Annotated in this window: 22 protein-coding genes; 6 read left to right on the top strand and 16 right to left on the bottom strand. The window is 69.8% G+C overall.

The genetic code is table 11. The features are described from left to right. Positions 1–87: 87 nt before the first annotated feature. Together ACIBJB_RS12295 and ACIBJB_RS12290 are read right to left on the bottom strand one after the other, a co-directional pair. Positions 88–1,239, bottom strand: a complete 1,152-nt coding sequence (locus tag ACIBJB_RS12295) for an amidohydrolase family protein (RefSeq protein ID WP_398929390.1) — start codon at positions 1,237–1,239, stop codon at positions 88–90. A 413-nt stretch (positions 1,240–1,652) separates the two neighbouring features. Next, the gene (locus tag ACIBJB_RS12290; protein WP_398929388.1) at positions 1,653–2,255 is read right to left on the bottom strand and encodes a TetR/AcrR family transcriptional regulator; all 603 of its coding nucleotides are present in this window, start codon (positions 2,253–2,255) and stop codon (positions 1,653–1,655) included. A 143-nt stretch (positions 2,256–2,398) separates the two neighbouring features. Between ACIBJB_RS12290 and ACIBJB_RS12285 the strand changes: the two genes are divergently transcribed. Together ACIBJB_RS12285 and ACIBJB_RS12280 are read left to right on the top strand one after the other, a co-directional pair. Beyond that, complete coding sequence (locus tag ACIBJB_RS12285; RefSeq protein ID WP_398929386.1) at positions 2,399–3,193, top strand: alpha/beta fold hydrolase; 795 nt, start codon at positions 2,399–2,401, stop codon at positions 3,191–3,193. An 84-nt stretch (positions 3,194–3,277) separates the two neighbouring features. Then, positions 3,278–3,649 (top strand): antibiotic biosynthesis monooxygenase family protein, encoded by a 372-nt coding sequence (locus ACIBJB_RS12280; protein ID WP_398929384.1) that lies wholly within the window; start codon positions 3,278–3,280, stop codon positions 3,647–3,649. A 12-nt stretch (positions 3,650–3,661) separates the two neighbouring features. Here the strand turns inward: ACIBJB_RS12280 and ACIBJB_RS12275 are convergent, their stop codons facing one another. From ACIBJB_RS12275 to ACIBJB_RS12250, 6 genes are read right to left on the bottom strand one after another with little or no spacing between them, the layout of a single operon-like run. After that, positions 3,662–5,323 carry a (2,3-dihydroxybenzoyl)adenylate synthase gene (locus ACIBJB_RS12275; protein ID WP_398929382.1) on the bottom strand — a complete coding sequence of 554 codons (1,662 nt, stop codon included), beginning with the start codon at positions 5,321–5,323 and terminating at the stop codon, positions 3,662–3,664. Beyond that, complete coding sequence (locus ACIBJB_RS12270; protein ID WP_398929380.1) at positions 5,313–7,370, bottom strand: acetate--CoA ligase family protein; 2,058 nt, start codon at positions 7,368–7,370, stop codon at positions 5,313–5,315. Before ACIBJB_RS12270 ends, ACIBJB_RS12275 begins: the two co-directional genes overlap by 11 nt. After that, positions 7,367–8,920 (bottom strand): FAD-dependent monooxygenase, encoded by a 1,554-nt coding sequence (locus ACIBJB_RS12265; protein WP_398929378.1) that lies wholly within the window; start codon positions 8,918–8,920, stop codon positions 7,367–7,369. Before ACIBJB_RS12265 ends, ACIBJB_RS12270 begins: the two co-directional genes overlap by 4 nt. A 16-nt stretch (positions 8,921–8,936) precedes the next feature. Continuing rightward, positions 8,937–9,662: a maleylpyruvate isomerase family mycothiol-dependent enzyme gene (locus ACIBJB_RS12260; protein WP_398929376.1), complete on the bottom strand. Its 726-nt coding sequence runs from the start codon at positions 9,660–9,662 to the stop codon at positions 8,937–8,939. Next, a complete protein-coding gene (locus ACIBJB_RS12255) occupies positions 9,659–10,489 on the bottom strand; it encodes a fumarylacetoacetate hydrolase family protein (protein WP_398929374.1) in 831 nt (276 codons plus the stop codon). The genes ACIBJB_RS12260 and ACIBJB_RS12255 overlap by 4 nt, the downstream gene beginning before the upstream one ends. Continuing rightward, entirely contained in the window at positions 10,486–11,562 is a 1,077-nt protein-coding gene (locus ACIBJB_RS12250; protein ID WP_398929372.1) for a cupin domain-containing protein, read from the bottom strand. Before ACIBJB_RS12250 ends, ACIBJB_RS12255 begins: the two co-directional genes overlap by 4 nt. Before the next feature lie 120 nt (positions 11,563–11,682). Here ACIBJB_RS12250 and ACIBJB_RS12245 point away from each other — a divergent pair, with 120 nt between their 5' ends. Beyond that, entirely contained in the window at positions 11,683–12,456 is a 774-nt protein-coding gene (locus tag ACIBJB_RS12245; protein WP_398929370.1) for an IclR family transcriptional regulator, read from the top strand. 91 nt (positions 12,457–12,547) lie between these two features. On the opposite strand, the gene ACIBJB_RS12240 is transcribed toward ACIBJB_RS12245, so the two are convergent. Further along, entirely contained in the window at positions 12,548–13,750 is a 1,203-nt protein-coding gene (locus tag ACIBJB_RS12240) for an amidohydrolase family protein (protein ID WP_398929368.1), read from the bottom strand. A gap of 260 nt (positions 13,751–14,010) precedes the next feature. Then, positions 14,011–14,484, bottom strand: a complete 474-nt coding sequence (locus ACIBJB_RS12235; protein WP_398929366.1) for a MarR family winged helix-turn-helix transcriptional regulator — start codon at positions 14,482–14,484, stop codon at positions 14,011–14,013. Positions 14,485–14,638: 154 nt separating this feature from the next. Between ACIBJB_RS12235 and ACIBJB_RS12230 the strand changes: the two genes are divergently transcribed. The 3 genes from ACIBJB_RS12230 (at position 14,639) to ACIBJB_RS12220 (ending at position 16,869) form a co-directional block, all read left to right on the top strand. Beyond that, positions 14,639–15,634, top strand: coding sequence for an ABC transporter permease (locus ACIBJB_RS12230; protein WP_398929364.1), 996 nt, complete (start codon positions 14,639–14,641; stop codon positions 15,632–15,634). A gap of 93 nt (positions 15,635–15,727) precedes the next feature. Next, complete coding sequence (locus ACIBJB_RS12225; RefSeq protein ID WP_398929362.1) at positions 15,728–16,195, top strand: MarR family winged helix-turn-helix transcriptional regulator; 468 nt, start codon at positions 15,728–15,730, stop codon at positions 16,193–16,195. Between the two features lie 44 nt (positions 16,196–16,239). Beyond that, positions 16,240–16,869, top strand: coding sequence for a TetR/AcrR family transcriptional regulator (locus tag ACIBJB_RS12220; protein ID WP_398929360.1), 630 nt, complete (start codon positions 16,240–16,242; stop codon positions 16,867–16,869). A 20-nt stretch (positions 16,870–16,889) separates the two neighbouring features. Here the strand turns inward: ACIBJB_RS12220 and ACIBJB_RS12215 are convergent, their stop codons facing one another. From ACIBJB_RS12215 to ACIBJB_RS12190, 6 genes are all read right to left on the bottom strand, one after another. Next, a complete protein-coding gene (locus tag ACIBJB_RS12215) occupies positions 16,890–17,777 on the bottom strand; it encodes an SDR family oxidoreductase (RefSeq protein WP_398929358.1) in 888 nt (295 codons plus the stop codon). A gap of 63 nt (positions 17,778–17,840) precedes the next feature. Next, positions 17,841–18,944 (bottom strand): alcohol dehydrogenase catalytic domain-containing protein, encoded by a 1,104-nt coding sequence (locus ACIBJB_RS12210; protein ID WP_398929356.1) that lies wholly within the window; start codon positions 18,942–18,944, stop codon positions 17,841–17,843. Beyond that, positions 18,944–19,933, bottom strand: coding sequence for a hypothetical protein (locus ACIBJB_RS12205; RefSeq protein WP_398929354.1), 990 nt, complete (start codon positions 19,931–19,933; stop codon positions 18,944–18,946). The genes ACIBJB_RS12210 and ACIBJB_RS12205 overlap by 1 nt, the downstream gene beginning before the upstream one ends. A gap of 38 nt (positions 19,934–19,971) precedes the next feature. Next, complete coding sequence (locus ACIBJB_RS12200; RefSeq protein WP_398929352.1) at positions 19,972–20,715, bottom strand: hypothetical protein; 744 nt, start codon at positions 20,713–20,715, stop codon at positions 19,972–19,974. A 117-nt stretch (positions 20,716–20,832) separates the two neighbouring features. Continuing rightward, positions 20,833–21,531: a fumarylacetoacetate hydrolase family protein gene (locus tag ACIBJB_RS12195; protein ID WP_398929350.1), complete on the bottom strand. Its 699-nt coding sequence runs from the start codon at positions 21,529–21,531 to the stop codon at positions 20,833–20,835. Beyond that, positions 21,528–22,172 carry a VOC family protein gene (locus ACIBJB_RS12190; RefSeq protein ID WP_398929348.1) on the bottom strand — a complete coding sequence of 215 codons (645 nt, stop codon included), beginning with the start codon at positions 22,170–22,172 and terminating at the stop codon, positions 21,528–21,530. The genes ACIBJB_RS12195 and ACIBJB_RS12190 overlap by 4 nt, the downstream gene beginning before the upstream one ends. Between the last annotated feature and the right edge of the window lie 182 nt (positions 22,173–22,354).

The raw sequence follows: 22,354 nt of genomic DNA, 5'->3' as shown, positions 1-22,354 counted from the left end.
GGGCCTTTCCCGTCAGCCGGAGCCGGCCTTTGCGCAGATCCCGGCGGCGCCCCTCCACCACGGCCGAGCCGGCCGTACGGTCGCGGTTCAGCGAGAGCCGGCGCGGCGTATACGCGCCTTCAGCTTCGGGAACTGCTCGAGGGCGTTGTCCCGCTCGAGAGCGATCCGCTGGCGTCGGTTGTAGATCTCGTCGACGGTCGGTTCGGGGTCGCCTGCCTGGAGAAGCGGCAGTTGACCCTTGAGGAAGGGCATCGTCTCGACGTTGTCGGCCGCGTAGAGGTGGCGGGTCGCCGGCCAGTCGCTGCCGAACATGATGTGGTCGGCGGGCACAAGGGAAGACAGCGGCTGCAACTGCGCGGCGGTGAACGCCTGTGCGTCGTCGAAGTACAGCCGCTTGATGTACTTGAGAGGGCCTTCCGGCAGCACCTCGTTGAAGGGCGGGAAGGCGGAGTGCCGGGTCGCGAGCCGGTAGGCCAGGAACGGCAGCGCCCCGCCGGAGTGCGTGAAGTGCCAGCGGATGTTCGGGTAGTCCCGCAGGACGCCGTTGTAGATGAGGCTCGTCATCGCACGGGTCGCGTCGAAGGTGTACTCGAAGACGTTGTTGCCGGCCGGGATGTCGGGGCCGAAGCAGAGCTTGGGAGCCGGGTTCACCTCCGGACCCGTGGGGTGGACGTAGACGTAGGCACCGCGGTCATTGAGGATCTCGTACAGCGGCGCGAGGGACGGATCCCCCAGGTAGGTGCCCTGGTAGTTGGTGAGCAGGCAGATGCCGTCGAGGTCCAGTTCGCCGAGCGCGCGGTCCACCTCGGCCACGGAGCCCTCGATGTCGGGCATCGGGGTGACCGCGAAGATTCCGAACCGGTCGCCGCGGGTCTGCACGAGCTCGCGGGCGTAGTCGTTGACCGCGCGGGCGGTGGCACGCCGGTCGTCGACCGGGCCGACGGTGACCTGGAGGTCGCCGAACGACAGGACGCTGGCCTGGATCCGGTACTGGTCCATGAAGGCCAGGTGCCGGTCGACCGACCAGGGACCGTACGCCCCGGTGATGGCGCCGAGGAGGCCGTAGCGCTTCAGGTAGTCGTTGTACACGTCCGGGGAGTAGTGCGCGTGGGTGTCGATACGCCAGTTGCCCTTCGGCAGCCCGGGGCCGGTCGCTGCCGCCTCCGGACTGGCCATGGCAGCAGGCACGGTGGCCGTAGCCGCCGTGACGAGCGCCGCGGCCGATGCCCCTTCGATCATCCTTCGACGCGAGATGTTCCGTCGCAGGTTCATTTCCGGTACTCCGCTTCGTTCTGTGTGCGAGTCAGGTCGTATGTGCGTGCGTCACGGTGCTGTCGCCAGGCCGGCAGGGGGTCCAGGCCATGGGGAGCGCAAAGCGGCCAAGTCGCTTCTCGGCCGGGCCGGTTGCCGCCCGCGAGCAAGGTCATGCAGCGCCTCGTCGCCGACCTCGTGCCCAGCGGGGTTCACGTGCCTGGCCGGTCCCAGCCCAAGGAACGCGCCGCACAGCAGGGTGATCCACGTTGTCCACCGGCGGGACGAGGAGTACGTGCATGACCGTCAGACAACAGGCGCCCCATAAAGCACCTACCGCTCAGCACATGAAGCTTCCATGAAGCCGATCGGCGGCCGTGCAGGGTGCGAGTGTCGCCCGGCTACTCCGGGGAGTCCTGCGGTGCGTCGGCAGGTCGCAGCGTGGTGAGCCATTGGGCCACAACGGCGTCGATGAAGGCGTCGGTGACCTGGCCGCGGTCGAGGAAGAGCCGGGCGAGGACCGGCCCGTAGAGGAGGGTGAACTCGTCCTCGCTGATCTGGACGCCCGCGGGCTCCAGCAGTCTGTTGAAGCCGGCGTGGCGGTCTTCGCCGATGCGGACGAGCGCCCGGGCGCTGTCGGGGTCGTGGTCGGCCTGGGCGGTGACGGCCAGGGCAGCGGTTCGCACGGCGGGCACGCTGACGCCGGCGCGCAGGCTCTTGAGCCAGGCGGTGGCCACCTCACCCACGTCGCTGCCCGGTTCGGGGTAGGTGCCGAGGTCGGGGCCTTCGAGGACGAGGTCGAAGAGCAGCGCGGCTCGGGTGGGCCAGTGCCGGTAGAGGGTCTGGCGGGTGACGTCCGACCGCTCGGCCAGCAGGGCGTAGGTCAGCCCGGCCGGTCCGACCTGAGGCAGCAGTTCCCTCGCGACGGCCAGAACGCGATTGCGGGTGCGCTGCACGCGCGGGTTGCCCGGGGTCGGCTGACGGCGGTGCAGGGGCTGCTTCATGCCGCCACCTTACCGGCACATCATACGGCGCGTGTGATTGACGTCACACGCCCGAATCATACGCTCTGTGTGATAGACCTGAGGAAGTAATCACACGCACTGGATGATTCTTGCGTGTCGGCGCATTCGAAAGGCAGACGGCCATGTCACCTCGCCATCTCACCGCACCCACCTTCGCCCGCACCCGCCTCGGCTCCGGCCCCGGCCTGCTCCTCGCCCACGGCGCCGGCAGCAGCCTGGCCGGCACCTACGGCCCCGTCCTGGAAGCCCTCGCCGCCCGCCACACGATCGTCGGCATCGACTACCCCGGCAGCGGCGACACCCCCCGCTCCACTACCCCGCTGTCCGTCGACGACCTCGCCGACCAACTCGTCGCCGCCGCCGACGCAGAGGGCCTCGACCGCTTCGCCGTGTCCGGCTACTCCCTCGGCGGCCCGGTCGCCATCCGCGCCGCCAGCCGCCACCCCGAGCGCGTCAGCGCACTCGTCCTGACCGCCGCCTTCCCGCACCGCGACAACCGGCTCGCTCTCGCCTCCTCGATCCAGAGCAAGATCGCCGCGTCCGGCGACCGTGAGCTGCTCGCCGAATTCCAGCTCGTGATGGCCCTCGGCACCCAGGCCCTGGAGTCGATGCCGGCCGAGCAACTGCAGCAGACCCTCGGCTACGTCGCCGCAGGTACGGTCGACGGCAGCTCCGAGCAGACCGACCTCGTCGGCCAGGTCGACGTCCGCGACGACCTCGCCGGCATCACGGTCCCCACCCTGGTCGTCTCGACCACCGACGACCGGCTCGTCTCCACCGCCCTGCACCGCCGGCTCGCCGAGACCATCCCCGGCGCCCAACTCGCGGAAATCGCCACCGGCCACCTGCCGATGCTGGAGCGGACCGAGGAGTGGCTGCAGCTCATCACCGACTTCCTCGACAAGCACGACGCCTGAACGCAGACCTCGGGCGGGGCCGCGGGACCTGATCCCTCACCCGGACCGATCACCACTCACCACACGCGAGTCCATGGAGGAATCATGCTCAGCTTCGGCCACCTCGACGAGTCCACCCACTTCCAGGACCAGCAGAAGGAGAAGGCAGGCCCGGTCACCATCATCAACACCTTTGTCGCCCCGGAAGGCAAGGAGGACGAGGTGGTGGCCGCCTGGACGGCCGACGCGGAGTACATGAAGAAGTCGGGGAGCCTCCTCTCGGTGCAGTTGTACCGGGGCATCGGCGGCAGCCGGCTTTTCACCAACGTCGCGGTCTGGCGATCCACCGAGCACCTCCGTGCCGCGCTCGGCACGCCGGAGTTCGCCTCGCACCTGGCGGGCTACCCGGCCGGCACCGTCGCCTACCCGCACCTGTACCAGAAGTTCGCTGTCGAGGGCATCTGCGAAGGGGAGTAAGACCGCTGACGGTCACACCGCCTCGACGGAGTCCGCCTGGCCACGGACGACATCCCGCAGCCGCTTCTTGTCGATCTTGCCGACCTTCGTCAGCGGCAACTCGTCCACGACCAGCAGGTCTTCGGGGAGTTTGTAGCGGGCCACCTGCATCGCGGTGAGGGCGGCACGGACCGATTCGAGACTCATCCGGGTTCCCGGCTCGACGACCACGACCGCGCACACCCGCTCCCCCAGTTCGGGGTCGGCCTTCGCGACGGCCGCGACGCGGGCGACACCGGGCAGACGGTAGATGAGGTTCTCGACCTCCTCGGCGGAGATCTTCTCGCCGCCCCGGTTGATGAGGTCCTTGTCCCGTCCTTCGACGACAAGATTGCCTGATGGGTGGAGCCGTGCAACGTCACCGGTGCGGTACCAGCCGTCGGGGGTGAACGCACGGGCGTTGTGCTCGGCAGCCCGGTAGTAGCCGCGTGGGGTGTACGGGCCGCGGGTGAGCAGGGCGCCCATCTCGCCGGGCGGGACCGGGTCGTCGGAGGCGTCAACGACGAGAATCTCGTCGTCCGGGCACATGGGGCGCCCCTGCGTCTCGATCTTGATGTCGTCGGGGTCGTCGGGGCGCGTGTAGTTCAGCAGCCCTTCCGCCATGCCGAACACCTGCTGGAGCGTGCCGCCGAGCACGGGTTCGGCACGGCGGGCGACCTCCGGCGCGAGGCGGGCGCCCCCCACCTGCAACAGCCGTAGCGCGGGCGGGGCGGGGTGGCGGCCGGAGGCCACCGCGTCGATCCAGCGCTGGACGACGGCCGGCACGGCGGCGGTGGCCGTCACGCCCTCGGCGGCCATCAGCGGCAGCACCTTGCCGGGTTCCGGAGTGCGGGCGAGGACGACCCGGCCGCCGTTCATGAGGGTGCCCAGGATGCCGGGGCAGGCCAGGGGGAAGTTGTGTCCGGCGGGCAGGGCCACGAGGTAGACGGAGTCGGAGTCGAAGCCGCAGACCTCGGCGCTGCGTCGCGCGTTGTACTCGTAGTCGTCATGGGTGCGGGTGATGAGCTTCGGCAGTCCGGTCGTGCCGCCGGAGAGCAGGAAGACGGCGATGTCGCCGCTGTCCGGGGCGATCCGGTCGAGCCGGGCCCGTGCGGCGACCGGGTCGTCGGCCGGTTCGGCCAGGGCGCGCAGGTCCGTGACGTCGGTGCCTGAGGTGCCGCCCGCGACGAGCAACAGCCGTACGCTCGGGGTGGCTTCGGCGACCTCCCGTCCCAAGGCCTGGTGGTCGAAGTCGCCGAGTCGGTCCGGTACGGCGATCGAGGTGACCTCGGCATGCGCGGCCAGGTAGCGCAGTTCGTGACCGCGGTGCGCGGGCATCGCCATCACGGGAGCGATTCCGGCCCGCAGACAGGCGAGGGTGAGTGTGACGAACTCCCAGCCGTTGGGCAGCTGGACGAGCATCGCGTCCCCGGGGCTGAGGCCACTGTCCAGCAGTCGGCATGCCAATCCATCTGCTCTGCCGACGAGTTGACGGTAAGTCAGACGGGTGTCTCCGTCCACGACGGCCACTGTGTCGCCGTAGGCCTCGGCCCATTCGTGAAGGTACGAGCCGAGCGGCCGCCCACGCCAGTACCCGGCCTCGCGGTAGCGGTCGGCCGCCTCCTTGGGCCAGGGCACGAATCCCTCACGCGTCATCGGATCCTCCTTGATCCCGGGGGTCACGCAGCAGCAGTACGGCGTCGAGCGCGACGACGTCGCCGTCGGGCAGGACGCGCAAAGGGTTGATCTCGCACTCGGTCACTGCGTTGTCCGCGGCGAGGGAGGCGAGGGCGAGCAGCACGTGGGTGAGTCGCGCGCGGTCGACCGGGGTGGCGCCGCGCGCGCCGAGGAACAACTGGTGGGTGGCGAGCTCGTCGAGCATCGCGTGGGCCTCGTTCGCGGACAGGGGCGCGAGGCGCAGGGAGACGTCGCCGAGGATTTCGGCGGCCGTTCCCCCGGCGCCCAGAGCCAGCACGGGGCCGAAGACCGGGTCGCGGCGTACGCCGACGATGAGATCGGGGCCCGCGGGGGCCATCTCTTCGACCAGCAGCGCAGGGCTTGCGGGCATGCGGGCGAGGGCGTCGTCGAGCTCCTCGTGCGTGCGGATGCCGACCTGGACCCCGCCGACCTCCGTCTTGTGCAGGATCTCCGCGTCGAGGATCTTCACGACGACCGGCCCGCCGAGCTCGTCGAGAGCCGCGTGCGCCGCGGTGGGGTCGGCGCAGACGCGTCGTACGGGCGTACGGATGCCCAAATCCGCGAGGACACCCTTGGCGGTGTGCTCGTCGACCGGGCCCAGCGGGGGCAGGGCGGGGGCATCGGAGGCGGTGAGGACGGCGTCCCGTCGGGTGCGGGCAGCCGCGTCCTCGACGAGCGCGCGCACCATCGCCGAGCCTGAGGCGGGCGTGGCCGCGCAGGGAATGCCGGCTTCGCCGAGTTCACGGCGGGTCCGCCGCGCCTGCTCCACGGGTCCGCCGACGACGGCGACGAGCGGGGTGGCCGTCCGGGCGGCGGTCAGCGCGGCCGGGAGGTCCACCGCCGTGGGTTCCAGCAGCCCGTACACGGCGGTGACGTCGATGCCGGGGTCCTCCGAGACCCGCTCCACCACCTGCGTGAGCACAGGCGAAGGGCGGCCGGTGTCGACGGGGTTGTTGAGATAGGTGAGGGCCGGGAGCAGCTCGCACAGCTCCTTCACCGTCCGTTCGACCAGCGGGGGAACCTGGATGCCGTGGGAGCGCAGGTCGTCCGTGAGCAGCAGTCCGGGTCCGGCCTGTGCGGTGACCAGGCCGATGCCCGGACGTGGGTTGGCCGGGAGGCGTACGCGGCTGAGCGCGGTGACGGCGTCGACGAGGTCGCGTTCGTCGTCGACGAGGACGGCTCCGGCCTGGCGCAGGGCCGTCCTGGTCACGCGCCAGGAGGTTGCCAGGGCGCCGGTGTGGGAGCGGGCGAAGTCTCCGATGTCGCTGCGGCCCACGACCAGGGCCACGACGGGGACCCGATCGGTCAGGCGTCGTACCGCCTCGGTGAGGCGTCGGCCTTCCGCGGCGGTCTCCACGTGCAGGGCGACGGCCCGTACGCCGTCGTCCTCGGCGAGGTGGTTCAGGACGTCGCCCTGGGTGACGTCCAGGCTGTTGCCAAGGCCGACCCCGAGGCGCAGCCCGACGCCGGCCTCGGCCAGGGCGAAGGCCAGCGCGTGGTTCACGCCGCCGCTCGCGGCCACGACCGCCACCGGACCCGGTTCCAGGTCGGACGCGCCGGGGACGAAACTGGCCGTGAGCCGTCGGTGGGGGGCGAGGAAGCCCGAGGTGTTCGGTCCGAGGACCCGGATGCCGGTGTCCCGCACCACCTCGGCCAACGCCTGCTGGTGCAGCGCACCGTCACCCCCGGCTTCCGCGAACCCGCCGGCGCACACGAGTGCAGCACGGGCACCTACGGCTGCCGCCTCGCGCAGGGCGTCGGCGGTTACGGCGGCCGGGATGCAGGAGACGACCAGGTCGGGTGCGATGCCGTGGCTTGCGGCGGCCTCGCCGACCGTGGGGAAGAAACCCCGGTCGGGGTCCGGGCGGCCGGAGTTGACCTTCATCACCGGCCCCGGGAAGGAAGCCAGGGAGTCGGCCATCGCCGCGCCGAGTTTCCCGGGCGTGGCCGACGCGCCGAGCACGGCAATGGCTCGGGGTGCGAACAGCGCGTCCAGGGCGCTCACTTGCTGCCTCCGACGAGGTCGGCCCGGCCGGAGAGGACGAGCGTGGTCGCGGTGTCGTCGTCGTACGCGCCGGTGATCGCGGCGGGCAGGCTGTGCACGAGCCGGGCCTCCTCCGCGACCAGTACGCGGGTCAGTGCCGTACCGCCGCGTACGCCGATGAGCAGGACGCCCGCCTCTGCCGTCTCACGCACCTGATCAAGGGCGAGCGGCAGCCCCTCCTCGGTGTCCGGGGCATCGATCCACACGCCCGCCCCGAACGACTGACCGCTGAAGGGGACCATCGGGATGCCGGTGCCGTCGGTCCCGGTCAGGAGGTCGTCGTCGGCCGTCACCCGGCGCGAGGGAAGGCGGTACGGCCCGACCCGGAAAGGCGTCTGCAGGGGCCCCGCCTCGTGGTGTCGCAGCCACCATCCGTCGACGCGGTCCACGTAGGAGGCGTCACGCAGGGCGAGTTTGCCGCGCGGGATGCTGCGGGTGAGGAAGTGGAAGGCCAACTGTGTCGGGTCGTCGAGGTGAAGGACGTAGCGGCCGAAGTGCTCCCACCACGACAGGCTGGGCCGCGCAGAGTTCTGGATCCTCTCGACCTTGGGGCGGCGGCGCTCCTCGTAGAGGTCGAGTGCGTCCGGCACGCTGTCCGGTGCCTCCCTCAGGGCCTCGGCCAGCGCGACCGCGTCCTCCATGGCCATCTTGGTGCCGGATCCGACGGAGAAGTGCGCGGTGTGCGCGGCGTCGCCGAGCAGCACCCACTTGCCCCGCCGCCACGAACTGGCCCCGCGGGTGGCGAAGTTGGCCCAGCGGGAGTTGTTGCCGACCAGCGGGTGCCCGTCGATCTGCTCACGGAACAGGTCTTCCAGGTATGCCTTGGTCCTCTCGTCGCTCGTGCCCGGCGGGGCCGACGGATCGAAGGCGTCGAGACCGGCCCTGGCCCAGGAGTCGGCGTCGGTCTCGACGATGAAGGTGCTCAGCGAGTCGCTGATCGGATAGGCGTGGGCGGCGAAGACGCCGTGAGGGCCGTCCTGGTGGACGAAGGTGAGCCCGTCGAACAGGTAAGTGGTGCCGAACCAGATGAACTTGGCGCTCGCCACCTCGGCGGTCGGTCCGAAGTCGTCGGCGAACAGGGTGCGGAAGCGGCTGTTGGCGCCGTCGCACACCACGACCAGGTCGAAGTCGTCCAGTTCGGCGGGATTGCGGACCTCGTGCTGGAAGCGCATCTGAACGCCCTCGGCCCGGGCCCGTTCCTGCAGCAGGCTCAGCAGCGTCTTGCGTACGACAGCCGCCATGCCCATGCCGCCGACGCGCTCCCGTGCTCCGTGCACGCGGACCTCGATGTCGTCCCAGTGCCGGCCGTGCTTCTCCAGTGCCTCGCTGAGGACCGGATCGGCGGCGTCGATAGCGTCGAGGGTGGCGTCGGAGAAGACCACTCCGAAGCCGAACGTGTCGTCGGGTCGGTTGCGTTCGAAGACCACGACCTCGGCCTCGGGCCGGCTGCGCTTGAGCAGGGTGGCGGAGAAGAGTCCTCCGGGACCTGCGCCGATGCAGGCAACTTTCATGGCTTTTCCTTCGCGCTCACAGCCACGCGGGCAGTGTCGGCAGGGATCCCCCACCGGTCGGGTACAGGGGGCCGGGCACGGGCCGCCCGGTCGTATAGGCGGCCAGGCTGGGCAGGTCACTGCTCACCACGACCGGCTCGACGCCGGCCGAGTCGCCGAGAAGCCAGGTGTGGGCACCGTCCTCGGACCGCAGCCGGACGGAGGGACAGTCCGGTCGCCCCCGGAAGGAGACGGTCACGTCGTCGACGAGGGCCGCGCACATGTCGTGCGGCACGTCGTCGAAGCTGGTGCCGGCGTCCAGGTCGACGGCGTGGACCCATACCTCGCGCGCCCGCATCCAGGGGACCTGAGAGGCGGGTACTTTACGCCCCCGCGCGGTGCGGACGGTCGCCGCCCAGCAGTCGTCGGGCAGCGCGGCGAGTTCCTTGGCGAGACGGCTGTCGGCCGCGAGCAGCTCCGTACGGAGCTCCTCGGCGGGACGCCGGGCGCCGTCCTCGATCTCACGCGCCCGCTGGTCGCCACTTGCGTACATGGGCGTCTCGACACCTGTCCGCGCCCAAGTCAGCAGGTTGACCAGAGCGTCGGCGTTGCGGGCGACATGGGCGACGACGTGGGCCCGGCTCCAGTCCGGCAGGTACGAAGGCTTGGTGAATCCCGGGTCGGTGAGCCGGTGCACGGCGGCTTCGAAGGCCGCCGTGCCCTTGGCCGCCCACTCCAGCATCGCCGCAGGGCGTGCGCTCACCGAGTCTCCCGGCGGCAGGTGTTGCGGGTCTCGCCGATACCCTCGATCCGGGTGACGAGGAGTGATCCGTCCTGCAGATAGCGGGCGGGCTTGCGGGCGTGGCCGACCCCGCCCGGGGTGCCGGTGGCGATGACGTCGCCGGGCACGACGGTGATGATCTCGGAGAGGTACGCGACGAGTGCGGCCGGGTCGAAGACGAGGTCGCCGGTGTCGGCCTTCTGGACCGTGTCGCCGTCGACCTCGCAGGTCAGGCTCAGGCCCTGGGCGGAGACCGCGGGGTCGTCGGCGGTCACCAGCCACGGCCCGATGGGGGTTGTGGCCTCGAAGGTCTTGCCCTGGTCCCACTGGGTGGTGCGGTACTGCCAGTCGCGGGCGGTGACATCGTTGAGCACGGTGTACCCGGCGATCGCGGCCCGCGCCTGCTCCGTGTCGGCGTGCCGGACCTCGGCTCCGATGACGACGCCGAGTTCGGCCTCCCAGTCCATCTGCGTGGAGGCGGCGGGCAGGGTCACGTCGTCGTACGCACCGACCAGCGCTCGCGAGAACTTGGAGAACAGCGTGGGGTGCGAGGGGAGTTCGCGGCCCATCTCCAGAATGTGGGTGCGGTAGTTGAGACCGACGCACACGACCTTCTCCGGCGCGACGACGAGGGGGGCGTAGTCCAGGGCGCCTTCGTACGTCTCACCGTCGGCGGCCGCGGCGCGCGTCGCCCAGTCGCCGTGGCGCAGGAAGGCCACCAGGTCGCTCTCGCCGAGGTCCACCGCCTTGTCGTCGTCGACGCGGACGGCGCGCGTGGTGCCGTTGACCCGGATGGTGGCGAGCTTCACTTGTGTTCTCCTCGGGAGGTACGGGCGAGGCCGAGGGCCTCGTAGACGGGCTCGTCGCTGAAACGGAACAGGTCGACCTGGGTGCGGGCGGACAGTGAGACCTCGCACCAGGACGGGACGACGAACAGGTCGCCCTTGGCGATCTCGAAGACCTTGTCGCCGACGTGGGCGACCGCCTCGCCCTCGAACACCTGCCAGATCGCGGAGCCGACCGTGCGTACCGGGGCGGTCTGCGTGCCGGCCCGCAGTCGGCGCATCTCGGTGCGCATCGTGACCAGGGCGTCCCTGCCGGTGGTGGGGTTGGAGAAGCGCACTCCGGCGTGCCCGGGCTCGAGCACGCCGGGTACGCCCTCCTGTTCCAGTTCCAGCTGAGCGGTCAGGGCGGCGTCGGTGTGCTCCCAGCGGTAGGCGTTCAGCGGGGAGTTGGGCTGGTCGGGCCGGCCGATGGGGCGCAGCCCGGGGTGGCCCCACAGTCGCTCGCCGCGTGAGCGCTCCGGAGTCTCACGGGTGGAGAGCTCGTCGGGGCCGAACTCGAAGAAACCGGCGTCCAGTTGGGAGACGAGGGGGATGTCGAGGCCGTCGAGCCAGGCCATCGGCTGGTCGGTGACGTTCTGGTGCTCGTGGAAGGCCCAGCTCGGTGTGAGCAGCAGGTCGCCCCGCCGCATCGCCACCGCGTCCCCGTCGACGTTGGTCCACACGCCTTCGCCTTCGACGACGAACCGGAAGGCTCCCTGGCTGTGCCGGTGCGAGGGGGCGACCTCGCGCGGACCCAGGTACTGGATCGCGGTCCACAGCGTGGGAGTGGCGTAAGGGAGGCCGGGGAAGCCGGGGTTGGACAGGGCCATGGCACGGCGCTCGCCGCCACGCCCCACCGGTACGAGCTCTCCGGAGCGCTGTGCGATGGGCAGCAGCTCCGCCCACCGCCACAGGTGCGGAACCGCGGCGGGCTGCGGCGACATCGGCATGAGGCCGTCCACCTGGGTCCACAGCGGGATCAGGCCCGCGTCCTCGAAGTCCGCGTACAGCTCTTCGAGTAGCTTGCGCTCGGTCTGTTCGCTGGTGGTGTCGGTCACGGAAACCTCCACGTCGTGTGTTCGGCGACCGCCGTAAGAAGCGCGCGTCTTTCGGCGCTGTTTCCTGACGCTACGCCGATGTTTCCTGTCACCGGAATCGCCGAGGGGTAGGATTCCGCTATGGAGAATTCAGCGGCTCGTGCGGTCGGCCCCTCGTATCCGGTGAGCGCCGCCGGCAACGCCCTGCGCGTCGTCCGGCTGCTGCACGAGCTCGACGAGCTGCGGGTGATGGACGTCGCCGACCGGCTCGGCGTCGCGCGCTCGACCGCGCACCGGATCCTCGCGATGCTCGTCTTCGAGGGCTTCGCCGTGCAGGACCGCCACAAGGTGTACCGGCCGGGGCCTGCTCTGCAGGCGATCAGGGGAAGCCAGGCCGCCCCTCCCCCGGACCTGATCACCATCGCCCACCCTCACTTGCAACGACTGGCGGACGCGGTCCGGGAGACGACCCACCTGATGGTGCTGGAGGGCAATGGCAGCCGCTTCCTCGACGGAGTCGAGGGCTCCCAGGCGCTGCGCGTCAGTTACCGCACCGGAACACTCCTGCCCGCGCATGTGACCTCGGGCGGCAAGGCCCTGCTCGCGGCACTGCCGACGGACCGGCTCCGGGCCCTGTACCCCAACGGACTTCCCGAGGACCGGGCCAGGACTCCCAAGGACTTCGAGAGCCTGGTGAACGAGCTGGTGTCCGTGCGCCGCCACGGCTACGCCATCAATCTCCAGGAGAGCGAGCGCGGAGTGCACGCCGTCGGCGCGTGTGTGCGCGACCGCACGGACGCCGCCGTAGCTGCCGTGGTCGTGGCGGCTCCCTCCGTTCGCTGCACCCGCGCAAGGCTCGCTGAACTGTCAGAGCCTCTGCTCGCGACAGCGCGGGACATCGGTCAGGGTCTGTGAACGGCGGCGCACGCCACCGTCAAGCCGCGCGGTGGCGTGCGCCGTGGTGTCTTCGAGGTACGACCTGCTGTGCGTACGTCGTCGAGGCTCCTCACAGTCGCAGAACGCGCTCGGCGTTGCCGTGCGCGATGCTCGCGAGGTCGGCCGGCGCGTACGGTGCGGAGCGCAGGAATCCCACCGCCTCAGCGCTGGACTCGAACGGGTAGTCGATGGAGAACAGCACCCGGTCGACACCCACGGCGTGGACGGCGCCCAGCAGTGCGGCATGCGACATGACTCCACTGGTGGTGACGTACACGTTGTTCCGCAGGTAGTACGAGGGCAGGTGTTGAACCCTGTGCTCGGCGGGCACCTGGTCGTAGCGGCTGTCGAGCCGGGCCATCTGGAACGGCAGCAGCTCGCCCATGTGGCCCAGCATCACCGACGCGCGTGGGAACTCGTCGAACACTCCGCCGTAGATCAGCCGGAGCGCATGGGCACCTGTCGTCGCGGTCCAGCCCCAGGACGGCCCGACCAGCACGGGATACCCGTCGAAGACATGCCAGTTGTCGGCCGGAACGACGGCCGGATGCAGATAGAGCGTCACGCCAAGGCGCTCCAGCTCGGCCCATACCGGCCTGAACTGCGGCTCGTCGAGGTAGTGCCCACGCACATGGTCGTTGTACAGCACGCCCTTGAGCCCGAGTTCCTCCACCGCCCGGCGCAGCTCCACGACCGCGGCCTTGGGGTCCTGCAGCGGAAGAACCGCGAAACCCGCGAACCTTTTCGGATGACCGGCGACCGCCTTGGCCAGATAGTCGTTGACCCTCCGCGCGACGGCCACCGCCTCTGCCGGATCCTCGATCACTTCCAGGCCCGGCGTGGAATAGGAGAGGACCTGGACGTCGACGCCGTTGGCATCCATGTCCGCCAGGCGCAGGTCGGTCAGATCGTCCAGGCGCCGGAACCACTCCTGCTTGATCGCCTCCGGCACGTCCATGCGCTGACGGATCGCTGCCTCCTGGCGGATGGCTCCGGGAATGGAGAACGCCTCTTCCACGGCCACGATGCGCATCTTCTTCTCCTTCTTGGTGCTCCGATGGTCCTTCGATCCGCCGGCCGCCGTGGAGACACGGTTGCCAGGCGCGGCCTCGGCTGCCAACGCGGGCGACCCCGGGACCAGAGCGCCGGCCACGACGGCTCCTGCGGCAGCGGCGGTCGCGGCGATGAATCTTCGCCGGGTGGCCTCGGCAGCAGGCTTGGGGCGAGGCTCGGCGGGCGGAGTCACGGCGTGGAAGGGACGGTCGTCGGGCATGTCCACTCTCCCTCGAGGGCGCGGTTGATGGCCGGGGTCCTGCCATGGCTGGTGCGCTCCGCGAGGGTGCGCGTGGTTGGCGAGTGGTCCGACGGCATGGGCGTCGGTGCAGTGCCGAGAGCCGGCTGACGCCATGCCTTGAGCGGGCCGCGGCTCGAACGGCGTTCCAGCTCTTGAACTGGAGCCAAGTTAGTTCCGGGGTAGCTACCAGTCAATACCAGTGAAATGAGCCGCACCGGTACGATGTTCTCTCATGACTCTCAGTCAAGAAGGCGGTCGGGTTTCGCCGGCAGAGCATCGGGATTGAGCTCGGCAAGCATCCGGAGCAGCAGGGTGTGCACGACTGCCCGCTCGCCGGGGGCGAGGACGGCGAGCGCTTCCTCGTCGAGACGTTCCACCACACCCCGCGCCCGCTCGGCGAGTTTCGCCCCGCTGTCGGTGATCGTCAGCTGTACGGTTCTGCGGCTCGAAGGGTGTTCGCGGCGAGCGAGAAGGCCGTGGTCGACCAGCGCGTTGACAGCGGCACCCATGGACTGGGGAGTGAAGCCGGTCCGACGCGCGATCTCCGCCGCGGAAATGCCCGGGGTCCAGACGACGTGCTGCAGCGCGTTGTGCTGGGCGGCCGTGAGGTTGAGCGAGCGCAACGCTCTCTCGAGACGCGTCCCCATCACGTGCACCACCTGCCACGCCAGGTAGCCCATGCGCGTCGAGGGATGTGCGGCGGGACGGCCCATCAGAAACTCCAAAAGTAAGGTGCCTGATACTTCTATGGTACAAATAGAAGGTACCTTATAAGGTACCTTACAAGCAGAGCTGGAGAGGGCCCCTCCCATGTCCACGCCACCGACCACTTCCGCCGAGCCGCACCCAGCGCACCATCACCACGCGATGGACACCGCTCCGACGCCGCAGGGCGCCACCGGGATGAAGGGAGTTCTGCTCCCCGTCGCGATCGTGCTGGCCATCGGCTCGATCTTCGTCAGCGTGTTCCTGGCCGCATTTCACGCACCGCGGCCTCACGACCTGCCGGTCGCCGTGGTCGGGTCGACCCAACGGCTCGAACAGATCACCGGAGGGCTGGAACTCGGACTGCCCGGGGGATTCGAGGTGAAGCGCTACTCCGACGCGGACACGGCCCGCCATGCGCTGCAGGACCGAAAGGTGTACGCCGCCTATGTCACCGGCCCCGGGAAGTCCGCCGAGCTGCTGTATGCCGGAGCCAACGGCCCTTCGGTGACCTCGACGGTCACCGGTGCCTTCTCCGGTGTCGCCAAGGCGAGCGGAGACCGGCTGATAGTGCGGGACGTCGTGCCGGCCTCGGCGGGCGACACCCGCGGCATGTCGGTGTTCTACGCCGGGTTCGGCGTCGTACTGGCCGGATTCCTGTTCGGCATGATGACCTACCAGATGGCTCCGCGACTGGAGTACCGGTGGAGGTTGGTCAGCCTGGCCTCCTTCAGCATCCTCGCCGGCATCCTCGTGGCGGCGATGGCCGGCAGCCTGGGCTTCTCGGCACTGCCGGGTCCCTTCCTGGGCATCGCCGGGGTCATCGCACTGATGGCCGCGGCCATCGGCAGCGCGACCATGATGTTCATGCGCCTCTTCGGCCGCGCCGGGATGTCACTGGCCGCCGTGGTCCTGCTGACCTTCGGCAACAGCACGAGCGGTGGCACGCTGCCCACCGCCTACCTGCCGGGCTGGCTGCATCCGCTCTCGGAGATCCTCCCGGTGGGAGTCGGCGTACGAGCTGTCCAAGGCCTGTCGCACTTCAACAACGACGGTCTCACCGCGGGCATCGTCGTCCTGGCGGCGTGGATCCTCGTCGCCGCCGTGGTGCTCTTCGTGCTCGATGCCCGCGGGCCCCGTCGCGCGGCCGTCGGCTGACCAGTCAGCCTGCGCGCCACGCGGCGGAGTCCCAACTCCATTGACCGGTGACACGCTCGGGAACAGCGCACCTCGCTCTCGTAGACTGCGCCCGTGACCGACGCCCCGTTTCCCACTACCGGATACCTCGCCTGGCAGTTCTCCCAGATCATCGCCGGACGACTGGAGCGGGCACTGCGCGCGGAGGACCTCACCTTGGCGCAGCACAACGCTTTGCAGCAGGTCCTCTGGACGCCGGGGGTGTCCGCCGCGGAGATCGCGCGCCGCTCCGGCATCACGGCTCAGTCCATGGGAGCCGCGGTGAGCCAGCTCGTCGAGCGAGGACTGCTGCGACGGGAGCCCCATCCGACCAGCCGCCGCAGTATGCGCCTGTTCGCGACCACCGACGGCGGCGAGGCGGCCGCTCGTGCCACGACGATCGCGAGGCGGATCGAACGGGAGACGACCTCGCCGCTCTCCCCGGATGACAAAGACGCCATTCACCGTCTGCTCCACCGTCTGGTCGAGGAACTGAACCCCGATGCCCTCGCCATCGACGCGCGATCGCTGAACCACCCCTGACCGTCCAGCGGCCGCCACTTCCGGGGGCGAGAGGACGCAAAGCCATGAGCCGTGCCGAGAGCCGTCCGCCGTCGTACGGTTCCACCCGCGGTCGTCCCCGCAGCAAGGCCGTGGAACAGGCCATCCTGGAAGCGGTGTTGACGCTTCTCGAGGACGGCGTACCCCTGGCCGATCTCTCCGTCGAGAGCATCGCCCGCACCGCCGGCGTCGGCAAGGCGGCCGTCTACCGCCGCTGGAGCGACAAGGAGGATCTCTTTGTCGACGTCATCCGCGCCGCTGAGCCCGCCGAGCGAGAACTCCGCGGTACGTCGATGCGGGACGACCTGGTCGTTCTGCTGGAGTCACTGCGCCAACGCAGCCTGGCCGGCCGCTCGTCGGCGGTCCTGCACACCGCGCACGCCCAGATGAGAAGCAGCCCGAAGATATGGGCCGCCTACCACTCCGGCGTGATCGCCCCCCGGCGCGACCTCGGACTGGAGATCCTCCGGCGAGGCCAGCTGAACGGGGAGCTGCGTACGGGCATCGACCTGGAACTGACCATCGACATGTTCGTCGGCCCTCTGCTCATCCGCACGTTCGTACGCCACGACCCCGACCTCCCGGACGGACTGCCCGAACAGATCGTCGACACCGTCCTCCGCGGCCTACGGCCTGTCAGTTCCCCGCGTAGCTGAACACGTGGGCGCTGGGGCGCTCAGCCTCGCGCGGCGAACGCGGTGGCCGCTTCCTCGAAGGACGCGGGTACACGGCCGAGCAGCATCCGCAGGACGTTGCTGTTGCCGCGCAGGCCGTGGCGGTCATAGTCCTGCCACATGGCGCGCATGTCCGAGGCCCGGGACGCGGAGTCGGCCACTCCCGGCGGGAGCGGTGCGTGCGCCCAGTCCACCGTCCTCGCCTCCAGATCCACTCCTCGTGCCCGCCCGGCGAAGCGCACCGCCTCCGCCAACGTCAGGGCGGGCCCCGCGAGTTCGTAGGTCGCCGAGTCGTGCCCTTGCTCGGACAGCACTTTGACACCGGCTTCCCCGAGGTCACGCAGGTCGATGAACGAGAACTCGTTGTCGACGTCGAACGGCACCTCGACGGGGCCGGCCGGAGCCCTCCCCCACGTCGACAGGACGATCTGCGCGAACATCGAGGGCTGGAGGATCGTCCAGTTCAGCGACGAGGCCCGCACGGCGGCCTCGGCGTTCGCCTTGCGCAAGTGGTGGCGCAGCCCGGGGGTGTGGGGGTGGAGGACCGACAGGTACACGAACCGGCGCGCGCCCACGTGCTCGGCCGCCTCGAGCGCCCTGATCGCGAGCACGTCTTCCTCCGGGTGGAACGCCGGCGGAATCATGAACACGAAGTCGGCGTTCTCCAGCGCCTGACGGACGGTGTCCGGCTTCTCCAGGTCGGCCTCGACGATGTCGTCCACGCCCAGGGCGGCCACGCGGTCCCGCCCTGCCGGACCGTGCACCACGGCCCGGACCCGGAATGGCGCTCGCAGCACGGCCTCCAGCACGTATGTACCGCAGAGCCCGGCCGCTCCGATCACCGCGATCAGGGGCGGCTCCTGGCTGCGTACGGCTTGTGATTCGGACACTTCCGGCTTCCTCTCGCTGTTCTGAGGCGACTCCGCGGAGTCGCCACGCGCGCGTGCGTCGGGTCAGGGGTTGATCACGGTCATCCACATGGGGTCGTCGACGCGTTGCTGTATCGCGTCCATGGCCTTGAGCGCTTCGGTGAGCGGGAACCGATGGGTGATGAGCTCGTCGGCGGTGAGGGTGCCCGCCGCGAGCAGACGCAGGACATCCGTCGCGTCCTGGCGGGTGTAGGCGCGCGTGGCGACGAAGCGCCAGCAATTCATCATCAGGGCGATGGCCGGCAGCGCCAGCGGGGTGGCGTTGCCGCCCATGTGCACGAGTGTGCCGCCGGTGGCCAGGCCGGCCATGGTCTGGCCGAGGGCGGGTCCCTCCGGGATGAAGTCGATGACGGCATGGGCTCCCTCGGGTGCCAGCTCGCGCAGCCGACGGGTGAGAGAGCCGTCGGTCGACCAGTTCTCAGGAAGTTCGCCGAGTGCGACGACACTGGCCGGTATGCCGCCGGAGAGCCCGGCGACGCGGTGGAGACGGTCGGTGTCGCGACCGACGAGGATCAGACGGGCGACTCCGAAGTGCTCCGCGAGTTTGACCGTCGCGGTTCCCATGGTGCCGGTCGCGGCGGTGACCACGAGGGTGGCCCGTTCCGGAAGGTCGGCGCACTTGAGTGCGCGCACGGCGTTGGCGAGATCCTGGATCTTGGCCGCGACGTCGAAGCCGACGGAGTCCGGCAGGGAATCGATCAGCCAGTGCGGGACACGGACGTACTCCGCGAGTCCGCCGTCGTGGTACTGCTCGTACAGGGGCATCGGGGCATCGCCGAAGGCGGCGTGGCCGATCATGGCCTGCTGGGCGCACATCATGTCCCGGTCGGTACGGCAGTAGTCGCACTCACGGCAGTTCAGCAGGGGGTGCACCCGCACCCGGTCGCCGACCGCGTGGCCCGTGACGTCGCGGCCGACGGCGGAGATGACGCCTGCGGCCTCGTGGCCGAGTGTGGTGGGCAGGTGCTTGAGCGCCCCCATGCGCAGCAGGCGCACGATGCCCGGTGCCAGGCCGGCGGAGGCGACCTTCACGACCACGTCGAGCGGACCCGGCTCGGGGACGGGCACCTCGTCCAGGACGAGTGCTTCGGCGCCCTGGTGCGCTCGTAGGGCGAGCATCGTGGCCATCAGCGGACCTCCACGGTGAGGCTCGGGAGCCGTTCGGGCGTGTACGCATCCGCCGTACGCGCGGTCTCGGCGACCTGGGGCAGTTCCTGGTGCGAGAGGAGGCTGACGTAGTCACCGGGCTCGGTCACGACGCTGGTGTGGGAGATGCCGAGCGGGATGCGCACGAAGTCGCCCGGCCCGAGGTCGACGATGCCCCGCTGGGTGACCAGCGTGCGGTGACCATGGGCCTGGTACTGGATCTCGTCGGCGTCGAGGATGCGCCGGTAGCGGCGCTCGCCGCCGGGGGTGGTGGTGACCATGCCGAGGCGGATGCGATCGGTGCTGTACAGCCAGGTGACGTCCTGGCCGGGATCGGCTCGCAGGACCGCCATCCGGCGGTCCTCCTGGTGCACCTGCTCGAGCAGGAGCTGTTCGTCGACCGCGAAGACGGTGATGTCGTGGCCGGCCGCGGCCATGCACTGAGTGATCGCCTCGTTTGCCTCGCCGGGCTGCCAGCCGGGGAACGGCGGGATGATGGCTGCTGACTCCCGCTGAGTCGGCGCCAGTTCGGTGACCGGTGCGGGGATGTAGAACAGCAGGTGGCTGTCCTCACGGCCGTAGTTGTCGTGGGCGACGCCACGCGGGATACGGGAGAACTCGCCGGGCTGGAACTCGATCGCGCCGAGCTCGGACATCAGCGTCCGCTCGCCGCCGATCTGGTAGGAGATCTCGTCGACGTCGCAGTTGCGGTGGTAGAACGGCTGCCGGCCGTCCATTTTCTGCCACTCGACGCGGATCTCGTCGTTCTCATAGACGCCGCGCGGCGGGGCGAATGCCTCCGGCTCATACTGCTGCGGGTAGTGCACCACGGTCAGCGGCGGGTGCTCCCCCCACAGCTTGACGGGCACCTTCGGGGGATGCGGCGGCGAGAGCAGCAGGTGCTCGTCGCGGACGATGCTGCGCAACGGACGGTCGGAGCCCAGAACCATGACGTCTTCAACGACACTCACAGGGACCTCCTTGTCTTTGGGTACGTGTCCTTGGGTGGTCACCTCTTTCGGCCCCAGTACATCTCGATGCCCTTCCATTCCATCAGCTGAGGGCTGTCGACCTTGTCCCCGAACGCCTCGCGGATCTGCTCTCCTGAGTAGTAGGGAATGTCGTCCACGGGGACGTGCGCGAAGAGTTTGTCGAACCACTGCCGAAGGTGGACGTCGGAGTTGATACGGGAGGTGAACGTCGCTCCCTTCAGGACCGCTTCGGCCAGCACGATGCGCCGGCCGGGCTTCATCACCCGCAGCAGGTCCGCGGCCGTCTCGTCCCAGTCGTCACAGTGCTGTGTCGCCTGCAGCACGGCTACGCAGTCGTATGCCTCGTCGTCCACGCCGTCCGTGTACGACCAGCGCCAGCAGCCGATCTGACCGTTCCGGCCGGGGACCTTGCCCAGGACGGCGTTCCGTCCGTCCTTGATGATCTCCACGGTGTCGATGACGCCGTCCGGCCCCACAATGGCCTGCATGTCCTCGACCCATCCGGCGGGCGCGATGCCCTCACCGATGAGCAGAACCCGGTCTCCGGCACGGAGTTCGAGCAGACCGTAGACGATCTCGGAGATCGGCCGGGCCAGCTCCTGCCAGATGTACGGCAGACCACCGGCGATGGCCATCGCCATTTCCCATTTCACCCGCTGGTCGACATCGTTGATCTCCGGGCCGAAACGCTCCTCGTCCCACGGCTGAATGTATTTCCAGGGGTCTCCGCCGCCGAAGTCGTCCTTGGCTTGTGTACTCATGTCGTCATGTCCTCCGTAGCCTGCCGGAATTGTGGGGTTGAGAGCGCGTCAATCACGCGCAGATGTTGACGAGGGCGCCGATGCCTTCGATCTCGATGCGCACCTCGGTGCCGGACCTCAGGAAGAGTCCCTGCTTGTGGCCGACGCCGGCCGGGGTTTGGACTGCGAGGTGCGCGCGTCCTGACGCAGCTCCCCGTCGACCCAGGTGCGCAGGCGCAGGTCGTCGGGGTCGGTGAATTCATCGAGGGTGGCCAGGGCGGGCCCCATGAGGGTGAAGGTGTCGAAGCTCTTGGCTGCGGTGACATCGGCAGCCCGGCCGGGGATACGGCCCTTCGGCACGTCACGGGCGCTGACGTCGTTGACGATCGTGAAGCCGGCGACGAACGCGTACGCCTCCGCCTCGGAGACGTCGGTCGCACGTCGGCCGATGACGACCGCGAGCTCGCCTTCGTAGTCGACCGCGTCGGGGGCTGCCTTCGGGAAGCGGATCCGCTCGCCCGTGCCGATGACCGAGGACGGAGCCTGCAGGAAGACGACCGGCTCCTGTGCCACGCCGTTGTAGTCCACCTCCGTGCGGTGGTCGGCGTACGCGTAGCCCACCGCCCAGACCTTCGAGGGCCGGGGGACGGGAGCGAGGAGCTGGGCCTGCCTCGTAGGCATACGGTCGCGGACCGCGGCCTTGGCCAGGGCGCGGAGGTCGAGGCCGCTCTGCAGAGCCGTCCCGAGGTCGGTCGTGCCGACGTCGAGGAAGGCGATGGTCCGGCCGTCGTGCGCCAGTCTGCCGATGCCCTTGGCGGTGCTGACGAGCCTGGTCACAGGGCCACCGCCCGATTGTCGAGGTGTAGCAGCTCGCGCTCGGGGTCACCGGCACGGTAGCGGGCGGCGAAGCGGTCGGGGTCCAGTTCCAGCCCGGAGGGATTCGCGGCGAAGACGGGCCCGGACATGAAGGCCACCTCCTCCTCGAACGTGGCGAAGTTGGGGCACGAGAACTCGACGATGTTCCGGTCCGGGTCGCGGTAGTAGAAGCTGGTGGCCTGGCCGTGGTTGGCCGCGCGGGTCGGGCGCACGCCGATCGAGGCCATGTGTTCGTGCTGGGAGATGAGGTCTCCCAGGGTGCTGACGCCGAACTGGAAGTGGTGCAGACCGGGTCCGGAGGTCTCCGTCTCGCTCAGGCTTTCGACGCCGAACAGGGCGAACACCTGGCTGTGCGGGGCGTCCGCGATGCGGAAGAAGCCCAGCCGGACGTCGACCGCCCGCTCGGGCATGCCGACGGGGCGCGGCGGGGCGTCCGGGTCGGGGGTCCGCTCGTAGAACGGGCCGTGTCCGAGGACGTGGGCGTAGAAGACGGCCATGTCGTCGTAGCGCGCGGTCTTGAGCACGAGCTCGGAGAGCTGCAGCGCGACGGCTTGCGTCCCGGCGGCCTCTGTCCCGGCCTCGGTCTGGGGAGTCGTCGTCATCGTGAGGGCCTCCTTGCCCGTCGAACGGTGAGGTGCAGCGGCCTTGAGGAGCGGCGCGCGATGTGCCACTTGCCGCCGGTGCGGCGGAATGGGCGGGTGGTGATGTCTCGCGGGAGTCGCCATGGCCATCCCCGCCTCTTGAACCAGAGACGAGCGTAGCACCGCACATGACCTGTCAAAAG

The sequence above is a fragment of the Streptomyces sp. NPDC050759 genome, assembly GCF_044456945.1.
In the GTDB taxonomy this organism is placed as follows: domain Bacteria; phylum Actinomycetota; class Actinomycetes; order Streptomycetales; family Streptomycetaceae; genus Streptomyces.
Note: the sequence above shows the minus strand (reverse complement) of the source record. Positions and strands in the feature narration are given on the sequence as shown.

Bases quoted from the DNA above. Each gene is read 5' to 3' on its own strand.
- ACIBJB_RS12295 (WP_398929390.1), bottom strand. From the start codon at position 1,239: ATGATCGAAGGGGCATCGGCCGCGGCGCTCGTCACGGCGGCTACGGCC.
- ACIBJB_RS12290 (WP_398929388.1), bottom strand. From the start codon at position 2,255: ATGAAGCAGCCCCTGCACCGCCGTCAGCCGACCCCGGGCAACCCGCGC.
- ACIBJB_RS12285 (WP_398929386.1), top strand. From the start codon at position 2,399: ATGTCACCTCGCCATCTCACCGCACCCACCTTCGCCCGCACCCGCCTC.
- ACIBJB_RS12280 (WP_398929384.1), top strand. From the start codon at position 3,278: ATGCTCAGCTTCGGCCACCTCGACGAGTCCACCCACTTCCAGGACCAG.
- ACIBJB_RS12275 (WP_398929382.1), bottom strand. From the start codon at position 5,323: ATGACGCGTGAGGGATTCGTGCCCTGGCCCAAGGAGGCGGCCGACCGC.
- ACIBJB_RS12265 (WP_398929378.1), bottom strand. From the start codon at position 8,920: ATGAAAGTTGCCTGCATCGGCGCAGGTCCCGGAGGACTCTTCTCCGCC.
- ACIBJB_RS12245 (WP_398929370.1), top strand. From the start codon at position 11,683: ATGGAGAATTCAGCGGCTCGTGCGGTCGGCCCCTCGTATCCGGTGAGC.
- ACIBJB_RS12240 (WP_398929368.1), bottom strand. From the start codon at position 13,750: ATGCCCGACGACCGTCCCTTCCACGCCGTGACTCCGCCCGCCGAGCCT.
- ACIBJB_RS12235 (WP_398929366.1), bottom strand. From the start codon at position 14,484: ATGGGCCGTCCCGCCGCACATCCCTCGACGCGCATGGGCTACCTGGCG.
- ACIBJB_RS12230 (WP_398929364.1), top strand. From the start codon at position 14,639: ATGGACACCGCTCCGACGCCGCAGGGCGCCACCGGGATGAAGGGAGTT.
- ACIBJB_RS12220 (WP_398929360.1), top strand. From the start codon at position 16,240: ATGAGCCGTGCCGAGAGCCGTCCGCCGTCGTACGGTTCCACCCGCGGT.
- ACIBJB_RS12210 (WP_398929356.1), bottom strand. From the start codon at position 18,944: ATGGCCACGATGCTCGCCCTACGAGCGCACCAGGGCGCCGAAGCACTC.
- ACIBJB_RS12200 (WP_398929352.1), bottom strand. From the start codon at position 20,715: ATGAGTACACAAGCCAAGGACGACTTCGGCGGCGGAGACCCCTGGAAA.
- ACIBJB_RS12190 (WP_398929348.1), bottom strand. From the start codon at position 22,172: ATGACGACGACTCCCCAGACCGAGGCCGGGACAGAGGCCGCCGGGACG.